Raw genomic sequence first — 8,705 nt, 5'->3', positions numbered from 1 at the left:
AATTGTTATGTTGTGTTATGATAGTAGGGAGGTGACTCCCATGAATGATTTTGAGAACTATCCCGATGAGCTGGGTAATTTCATTCGGCACATCAGAAAGACGAGAGGGTTAACCTTAAGAGGACTGGAAGAAAAGAGCGGTATAAGTTACTCACAGCTTAGCAAAATCGAACGTGGAGAGAGCATTCCGCTTAAAGACAATCTGGACAAGATCATTGAAGCGCTTGGAACGGATCTGAAGAATCGGATGTACCATTTGGCAGATTATATGCCAGATATTGAATATATCAAGACCTTGAAGCAAGGATATGAGCTGCCACAGCTCAAACAGTCTCAAGATTACATCTACGAGACAGCCTTTAACAAGCTTAAGGAATTCAGAGCGAAGGAAGGGAAAGAAACATCGTACGTTTCCTTTGATTCGAATGAAGTTATAGTTTACGAAACGGAATATGGGGCAGGAATGGTAATAGAGAAGATTGAGAAATACAATCTGACCGATGTCCTGAACGATAAGTTTGAGGGTAACCTCGACTCCTTAAGAAAGAGCCCCCGTAAAGGGCGTCAAGCCTTTCTATTTGGCGAGTGGCTACGGGAGTGCGTTTATGAACTGAAGGAAGAGGAACAGGATCAGGTCATACAAGCACTTAAAGAATTTACTCAGTTTAAAGTACAACAAATAAAGGGTGCTTATAAATAATGTATGCCTTTTGCTAATGATCTCAAAAATGAATGAATGTTGCCCTTTCTTGCAGCCATCTATTCATCTTGATCCATAAACTAACAACTAAAAATGGTTTGACAGAAAAGGGGATATTAATAATGAAAATTAACATGAAGTTTACCAGCAAGGGCAAAGTCGCTATAGAGAATTTTAATAACGAGGAATTGCTGGAGATCTTCGCACGTTACATCAAGACATTATCCAAAAAGTATGACATCGAAGTTGATGTTCCTCTTGAAGCGAATCAAAACATTGTTGGTGATGGTGCGGTAATCGCAACTGCAAAAAATGTGAAATGTGATGTTGAAACTTTCTTTAAAGAATTGGGCAGAGATATTAAAGTTCCCTTGAAGAAAAGACTCGGCGGCAAATTGGAAAATGTTTTCAAAACAGAAATTACAGAATAGAGCATTATTTTTATCTCAGATTAACCATCATATGTGCATATAAAAAAGGTAGGGCCGCGGAGGCTCTACCTTTTTTATGTTAATGTAGTTGACTTAAGGCGACCTAAGGAGTTTATTGTTGGTTGAAGCTGAAGAAAAATGTGTACCATGCGTCAGTGTGAATTTAATGGGGAAGGGGATGTTATATACTTTCAGAATCTATGAGATTTCTACTTCTCATGATCTCTTTAATAATTTCAATGAAATCCGGTAACGCATGGGCATCAACCGCTAGCTCATAGATTCTTAGTAAATCCTCGTCAGATATAGATTCCAGAGATGAGGGCCGTGGAGAGGGATGAAAATAGTAATTCATTATGATCCTCCATCATTAATTGTTTTTATTATAGGTTTATCTATATGGTATCATTTGGAATAGGATCCGTCTCCTGTCATTCATCCTACGAATTTATCTTTACATTTGAGGATTATTATGGCATAATGTGCGATTTTGAGGAAATTGCTAAAAAGTTTCAATTTTTAATAAAATAATCCCGGCATGCGTGAACATGCCGGGATTATTAAAAAACTGAATTTTATTCTGACGGTTTTTTCTTTTGTGAAGCAAGATACTTCTTAAGGCGAGGTTCATTGGATTCCGAAACAGTAGTGAACTGCGTACCTTGATTAAAGCATACAATCTTCCGCCCGGGATCATAGCCTTCTATGTTGTTGATATTGACGACATTGCTGCGGTCAAGGCGTTCGAATCCCTTACCCTCATACGCTACGGAAAGATCGGAAAGCGTGGTGGGGAGAATAAATTCGCCTTCTTTCGTATGGACGAATATTGTATTTTTATAATTCGAGAAATACAATATATCTTCCTCTAGAATATCACTAGAGGAACCGTCTTTCTGTAAGACACGCATCTTTTCCCCATCCTTGTTTAATTACTTGCGCAGTTCTTTTGGAATTTCAGGGCTGTAAGCTGCTGGTTTTAGAATTTTTGTAAAAACTTGAGCAGAAGTACCCAGTAGGTTAGAAGCATAACGAGCTAAGGTTTTTTTCATCTGATTGACCTCCTTTGTAATGGGATTATAACTGTAAAGGATTGAACTAAAAATGCCAATCCAATGACAGACGAATGGATCCAAAAATTCAAAGAAACCAGAATTATGGAAATGATCTTTAAACCCAAATACCATTCTTTGGGGATTTGAGCATTAGCATCAGGATTCGGAGCACATAAGATCATTACAAGTAAAGAAAAAAGATTAATCCAAATCAAATGGTTATGTATTAGATAGGTAATATGAGGGATAAGTGAACAGATAAAGATAGATACAATATTGCAGGCTCTTGCGGATTTTAAATGCACACCACCAGATGACATTCTTAGGAGTATGAAGCTGAATAAGGCTAAGAATGTTTCCTTAAGCTGTCCAGTGAGCCCGCCAATGCATAACGAAGTCATAATAATTAATAAAGTATTCATAATAATGCTAAGGGCATAATGCATGATTTCAATAGAATGCGTTTGCTCTGGATTACTTTTCTTAATGAACTCAACAATTTTAAGAGATAAATGATTCATAATTATTTCTGTCCTTTTTGTATGAGAAATATAGATATCCCCATAATAGTATTCCATAGAGAAATGGGATTATGAAAAAGAAACGAGATTCAAAAAAGTAGTTGAGTGAAGTAACGACAATTATTGTAGGAAGATTAAGAGCGAATAATATTTTTTCATTAGTCGTTGGTTTAATTTTTACATCGGGTTTATCAGGTACAAAGTCATATCCAATACGTTTATGACCTACATACATACCAATGAGAATCGCGGTTAATGCTGATAAAACCTGCATTGTAATCATGTTTTTGGTAATCGGATTCAAGATATTTAGAGGCATGATGATTACAGAGTTTAATAGATACATAAGACTGGTCTGAATCACCAAGTATGCTTGATAGGTCATCCCGGTTAATATAGAAGCGTAGAAGGGATGAATCCGGAATAACATCCACATAAAACAAAACATTAGTGCAAATTGTGAGAAAATATCTAATGGAAAAATCCCATAGTTGATCCTAATTGTATAAGAACAAAAGCCCATAATAAAACTAGCAAACACCATCTCTTTATGATATAGATCAATTTTGAAGATTTTGAAAGCCAGAAAAAACATTGCATAAGTCTCTAGTATTGAAAATATCATAAAAAGAATAAAATCTAGCATGCCGACACTCCCGATGACTTCTAGTTTAACCAACCCTATTATTGCAAGTATCGTATAAAATGAGCTAAAATACAACAACTACAGTATAATTTTCCTCCTATTTTTTCAAAAAAATTCAAAATGAGAGGGGTTTAGACATGGATCGACGTCCAGAAAGCAGTGAGTATCTCAAAGAATTATCAAAATATGTCGATTTAGTGCCAGCTGAAGGAGACATGATTACTATTTTTAGAGAGCAGACGGATGAGATTTGCACTTTTATTTCGAATCTTACGGAAGAACAAGGGGACTATCGTTACGCTCCGGAGAAATGGAGTATCAAGGAAATGGTCGGACATCTGGCTGATACCGGAAGAATCATGTCCTACCGTTTATTGTGCATCGCCAGAGGGGATACGACTCCACTACCGGGTTTTGAAGAGAAAGACTATGTACTTACCGCCAATTTCGAAGCGCACACTTTAAAAGCATTGCTGGCCCACTACAAGCTTGTTCGAGAATCGACATTACTCCTAATGGAAACTCTGCCGGAGGAAGCATGGATCCGGAAGGGAATAGTTAACGAGGCTACTCTTTCTGCGAGAGCTCAGGCCTGCATTATGATTGGACATGACCATCATCATTTGAATATTCTTAAAGAAAGATATTTAGGGTAATATCTTCTTAATCAAAAAAGCATTCCAATAGCCTTTATGGCCTTGGGATGCTTTTTATACACGGCTATAGCGGTGGATTCTTGTGACATTTGCGGCATACCGGATAGTAAGCTTCATTGCCACCAATCTGGATTTGCTTGCCGCTATATACGGGCTTGCCGTTTTCTACTCGTAGAGCCATAGTAGCTTTGCGCTCGCAGAACCAGCAGATCGTCTTCATTTCCTCAATTTTATCAGCGTAGATCAGCATATATTTGCTGCCTTCAAATAACTGATTCTGAAAATCATTTTTAAGTCCGAAGGCCATTACCGGAATGCCCAGCTCATCAACGATACGCACTAGCTGGAGAATACATTCCTTGCTTAGAAATTGACATTCATCAATAAGTACACAGTGTGGTTTAGGTTGGTTACTGCTGACGATATTATAAATATCTGTGTTCTCATCGATGGGGATTGCTTGTTTCCGAAGCCCAATACGAGAAGAAATAAAACCAACCTCGTCCCGGTCGTCTATGGATGGAGTGAAAATGAGCACCGATTTCCCCTGCTCTTCATAATTATGTGCAACCTTGAGTATCTCAATAGATTTACCACTGTTCATTGCTCCGTATTTGAAAAACAATTGTGCCACTTCCATCTATCCTTTCGTAAAAAACATTGATTATATCTTAAAAATGCGACCATATTAGAGTATCATATTCGGATCAGATGTATCCAGTGAAAACATTGCGATTGATTGGATGTGGTATGATAAGAGGTAATAAGAGATGGGAAAGGAAGTAATAAGTGTGACTGAAAGATTAGACGAATATAAGGAACGGTTAGCTCTTTTGCAGCAGAATGGAGATTTATCCAGTGACACTGAAAGCTTGCTGGAAGAAATGATGGCGGATTTGGTGGAATTGAATCGGAGTAATAAAGCACTGCGTCGAGCAATACTGAAAACTGGACAGGCTTCCACGATGTCAACTCGGTTAAGGGATGCACTGTACGAATAGAAAAAGAGGGTATGCGAATGGCTTTGATTTTCTCTTTTCTCAAAAAATATAAGGTAGCTGCAATAGCTGCCCTTGTAATGATGCTCATTGAATTGACGGTAGAATTATCACAGCCTTTGATCATTTCCAAAATCATTGACTTGGGGATCCGAGAAAAAGATACCTCTGTAGTATGGCTGTGGGGCAGTGTATTGATCGGCAGCGCGGTAGTTGCGTTTACAGCCGGGGTACTCAGTTCTTTTTTTGCTGCCCATGCAAGTCAGAGCTTTGCGTTCGATCTTAGGGACAAATTGTACGAAAAGGTACAGTCTTTTACGTATGAAGTATTTAATCGTTTTGCTACTTCGTCACTGATTACCCGTCTGACTGGCGATGTATCACAGCTGCAGGATACTATTTTTATGAGCTTGCGCTTTATGACACGGGTGCCACTTGTTGTGGTAGGCAGTGTGATTATGGCGTTAGTTGTTCATGTGAAGCTGGGATTACTGCTGACGGTGGCGTTACCTTTGTTGATTTTTTTCCTCTATTGGATTATGAGAAAAGCTTCCTTGTTATTTCGTACGGTCCAGCAGCGTTTAGACGGAGTTAATGGCGTGATTCAGGAGAACCTTACGGGTATTCGCTTGATCCGCGTATTTGTGCGTATGGGGTATGAGATTGAACGTTTCACGGTATTTAGCGGGAATTTGATGAGATCAACAGTGTCTGCCTTGCGTTTGACTGAGACGACGATGCCTTTTGTTATGCTTATTGTGAATGCGGCGATTTTGGCGATTTTATGGTTTGGACGGATAGCCATTTCCAGCGGGGATGCTACTTTGGGTCAGACTGTTGCTGTTATTAATTACTCCTTGCGAACAATTGGAGCGTTATCAGCTATCTCTGGTCTTGTTGTAACGTTTTCCCGCGCTCGTGCCTCCTCTCAACGTGTTTCAGAAGTTATGGAAGCGGGAGCTGGAGTTCGTGAAGGCGGGACTTTGCAAGGTGAGCCGATTCAGGGCCACGTTAAATTTGAAGGCGTTTGCTTTAAGTATCCTAATAGTGATATCTCTGTCCTGGAGGACATTCATTTTGAAGTAGCTGCTGGTGAGCGAGTAGCGATTATGGGGGCGACCGGATCAGGAAAATCCTCACTCGTGAGTTTGATTCCGCGCTTGTATGAAGAGACAGACGGCACCATTTGGATTGACGGTGAAAAAAGTGCTGATATCGATATTTCCAGACTGCGGAAATCGATAGGTTATGTGCCTCAGGAATTGCAGCTTTTCAGCGGATCAATTCGCGATAATATTGCATGGGGCAATGAACACGCCACACTGGAACAAATCCAACAAGCAGCGGGAGCTGCACAAATTCACGAGACGGTAAAAGGGTTGCCAGATGGTTATGACACGATGCTTGGTCAACGAGGGGTTAATCTCTCCGGCGGACAAAAGCAGCGGTTAACGATTGCCCGTGCACTTGTTAGAAAACCGGCTATGTTGATCCTTGATGACAGCACCAGTGCCCTTGATGCGGTTACGGAAGGGCTTTTGCTGGAGGCGCTAAAGGATATCTCCTGTACAACCTTTTTGATTACTCAGAAAATCAGTTCAACGGCATCAGCCGATTTGATCCTGTTGCTGGATGAGGGACGATTAATTGGCAAAGGCTCGCATAAGGAGCTTATGGCAAGCTCCGAGCTGTACCGCAAGATTTATGAATCACAGGTAGAGGAGGCGAAGCAGCATGTTCAAAGCATTAATTGAACCTTTTCGTCATCCTAAACCGAATTTTGAACTTGGCGTGGGACGAAGTCTAGGGACAGCATCTGGCGGCAAACCCAAAGCAAAGGCGAAGGATTGGTCAGGGACGCTGATCCGGATCTGGAGTTATCTAGCTGAGCGTAAAGCCAAGCTTATTCTTGTACTGATCATGGTTGTCTTCAGCTCAGCGCTAGCGCTGCTGGGGCCATACATGATTGGCAGAGCGGTGGATAATTATCTGGAAGGTACCGGCGGGCGATCATGGGTTGTTTTTCTGACAAGCCTTGCTTGTGTGTACATTTTTTATTCTCTGACTTCTTGGCTGCAAAACATATGGATGATCGAAATTGCTCAAGAAACTGTATTACGGATGCGTACGGAGCTATTCTCCCATTTACACCGTCTGCCTATTTCCTTTTTTAATCGGAGACAGCAGGGGGAAATTATGAGCCGTCTTACCAATGATATCGAGAACGTCAGCTCTACGTTGAATAGCTCGGCTATTCAGATATTTTCAAGTGTCTTAACCTTGCTAGGAACCGTAGGGGTTATGCTGTGGCTTAGTCCCTTGTTGACGCTGCTCACATTCCTCGTAGTGCCTTTGATGTTGTTAGGCATGCGCTGGATTACACGCCGTACAGGCCCATTATTTAAAGAACGCCAGCGTAATGTAGGGGAACTTAACGGTTATATTGAGGAGACCTTATCCGGACAACGGATTATCAAGGCTTTTTCACAAGAGGAACGCGTCATCTCTGGTTTTCATGAACGCAACAAGCGAATTATGCTGTCAGGTTACTGGGCGCAGTCCATTTCTGGTTTCATCCCGAAGCTTATGAATGGTCTTAATAATCTTAGCTTCGCCATTGTTGCAGGAATTGGTGGTCTGCTTGCGATCCGTGGGTCGATTACAGTGGGTGTGATCATCGTATTCGTTGAATATACCCGCCAGTTTACTCGTCCGCTTAATGATTTAGCGAATCAGTGGAATACCTTGCTCTCAGCGGTGGCAGGGGCCGAGCGGGTGTTTGAAGTGCTGGACGAAGAGACCGAGGCTAAAGATGAAGGTGCAGCCAAATCACTTGAAACTGTACAGGGTGCGGTGAAGTTTGAAAATGTAGCTTTTTCTTATGATGGAGGTTCTAACACGCTGCAGGATATCAGCTTTGAAGCGAAGCCTGGCGAGATGATCGCTTTAGTTGGACCTACCGGTGCAGGCAAAACAACGCTAATTGGGCTGTTATCCCGTTTCTATGATCCCAATCAGGGGAAAATCACGCTGGATGGCTTAGATATCACTTCGATTCGGCGGGAAAGCTTGAGAAGTCATATGGCCTTTGTATTGCAGGATTCCTTTTTGTTCAAAGGGAGTATCCGCGATAACATCCGATACGGGAGGCTGGATGCGTCCGATGAAGAGGTTGAAGAGGCGGCTAAGCTGGCCAATGCCCATTCTTTTATTATGCGAATGCCCGAAGGTTATGAACGGATGCTCTCGGCGGATGGCAGCGGTATAAGCCAAGGGCAGAAGCAACTGCTCTCCATTGCGAGAGCGATTCTTGCTAACCCCTCTATGCTTGTGCTTGATGAAGCAACCAGCAGTATTGATACAGTGACCGAGATCAAGATTCAGGAAGGGCTGCAGGCGCTGATGAAAGGGCGAACGAGCTTCGTCATTGCTCATAGACTTGGCACGATACGTGCAGCTGATCGAATTCTTGTGCTTCAGGGCGGCAGATTATTGCAGCAAGGCTCTCATGAAGAGCTGCTGAAGCAAGGCGGACTGTACAGCGAGTTGGTACAGGGGCGGCGGAAAGAGGCGCTTGATAAGGCGGGTATTTAAGAAAAAGGCGGGAATTTTCAGGGAGCGCAGATTGCGTCCATGAAGTTCTCGCCTTTATGTTATTTATGATAGATAACGAGCACCAGATCGGGTGAGCTGGGAGG

10 protein-coding genes are annotated in these 8,705 nt (G+C 41.7%); 6 read left to right on the top strand and 4 right to left on the bottom strand.

The features are described 5' to 3' along the window. The first annotated feature begins 40 nt into the window (after window positions 1–40). Together NSQ55_RS21210 and NSQ55_RS21205 are read left to right on the top strand one after the other, a co-directional pair. Complete coding sequence (locus NSQ55_RS21210) at window positions 41–700, top strand: helix-turn-helix transcriptional regulator (protein WP_036676012.1); 660 nt, start codon at window positions 41–43, stop codon at window positions 698–700. A 122-nt stretch (window positions 701–822) separates the two neighbouring features. Continuing rightward, on the top strand, window positions 823–1,131 hold the full coding sequence (locus NSQ55_RS21205; protein WP_036676014.1) for a hypothetical protein: 309 nt from the start codon (window positions 823–825) through the stop codon (window positions 1,129–1,131). A gap of 575 nt (window positions 1,132–1,706) precedes the next feature. Here NSQ55_RS21205 and NSQ55_RS21200 read toward each other — a convergent pair. The 3 genes from NSQ55_RS21200 to NSQ55_RS21190 form a co-directional block, all read right to left on the bottom strand. Next, window positions 1,707–2,042, bottom strand: coding sequence for a LytTR family DNA-binding domain-containing protein (locus tag NSQ55_RS21200; protein WP_036676016.1), 336 nt, complete (start codon window positions 2,040–2,042; stop codon window positions 1,707–1,709). 21 nt (window positions 2,043–2,063) lie between these two features. Continuing rightward, a complete protein-coding gene (locus NSQ55_RS21195; RefSeq protein ID WP_139329854.1) occupies window positions 2,064–2,183 on the bottom strand; it encodes a cyclic lactone autoinducer peptide in 120 nt (39 codons plus the stop codon). A 504-nt stretch (window positions 2,184–2,687) separates the two neighbouring features. Continuing rightward, window positions 2,688–3,353, bottom strand: a complete 666-nt coding sequence (locus tag NSQ55_RS21190; RefSeq protein WP_339168967.1) for a hypothetical protein — start codon at window positions 3,351–3,353, stop codon at window positions 2,688–2,690. Window positions 3,354–3,490: 137 nt separating this feature from the next. On the opposite strand from NSQ55_RS21190, the gene NSQ55_RS21185 reads away from it, so the two are divergent. Then, entirely contained in the window at window positions 3,491–4,009 is a 519-nt protein-coding gene (locus NSQ55_RS21185) for a DinB family protein (RefSeq protein WP_076184145.1), read from the top strand. Window positions 4,010–4,073: 64 nt separating this feature from the next. Here the strand turns inward: NSQ55_RS21185 and NSQ55_RS21180 are convergent, their stop codons facing one another. Next, window positions 4,074–4,643 carry a thymidine kinase gene (locus tag NSQ55_RS21180; RefSeq protein ID WP_036676019.1) on the bottom strand — a complete coding sequence of 190 codons (570 nt, stop codon included), beginning with the start codon at window positions 4,641–4,643 and terminating at the stop codon, window positions 4,074–4,076. A 136-nt stretch (window positions 4,644–4,779) separates the two neighbouring features. Here NSQ55_RS21180 and NSQ55_RS21175 point away from each other — a divergent pair, with 136 nt between their 5' ends. From NSQ55_RS21175 to NSQ55_RS21165, 3 genes are read left to right on the top strand one after another with little or no spacing between them, the layout of a single operon-like run. Beyond that, window positions 4,780–5,010 (top strand): hypothetical protein, encoded by a 231-nt coding sequence (locus tag NSQ55_RS21175; RefSeq protein WP_036676022.1) that lies wholly within the window; start codon window positions 4,780–4,782, stop codon window positions 5,008–5,010. Window positions 5,011–5,027: 17 nt separating this feature from the next. Next, the gene (locus NSQ55_RS21170) at window positions 5,028–6,761 is read left to right on the top strand and encodes an ABC transporter ATP-binding protein (RefSeq protein WP_076184143.1); all 1,734 of its coding nucleotides are present in this window, start codon (window positions 5,028–5,030) and stop codon (window positions 6,759–6,761) included. After that, complete coding sequence (locus tag NSQ55_RS21165) at window positions 6,742–8,601, top strand: ABC transporter ATP-binding protein (RefSeq protein WP_076129485.1); 1,860 nt, start codon at window positions 6,742–6,744, stop codon at window positions 8,599–8,601. Before NSQ55_RS21170 ends, NSQ55_RS21165 begins: the two co-directional genes overlap by 20 nt. Window positions 8,602–8,705 lie beyond the last annotated feature (104 nt).

The sequence above is a fragment of the Paenibacillus sp. FSL H7-0943 genome, from assembly GCF_037963265.1.
Taxonomy (GTDB): domain Bacteria; phylum Bacillota; class Bacilli; order Paenibacillales; family Paenibacillaceae; genus Paenibacillus_AQ; species Paenibacillus_AQ odorifer.
The sequence above is the reverse complement of the archived record's forward strand: the minus strand, read 5'-3'. Positions and strand labels throughout refer to the sequence as shown.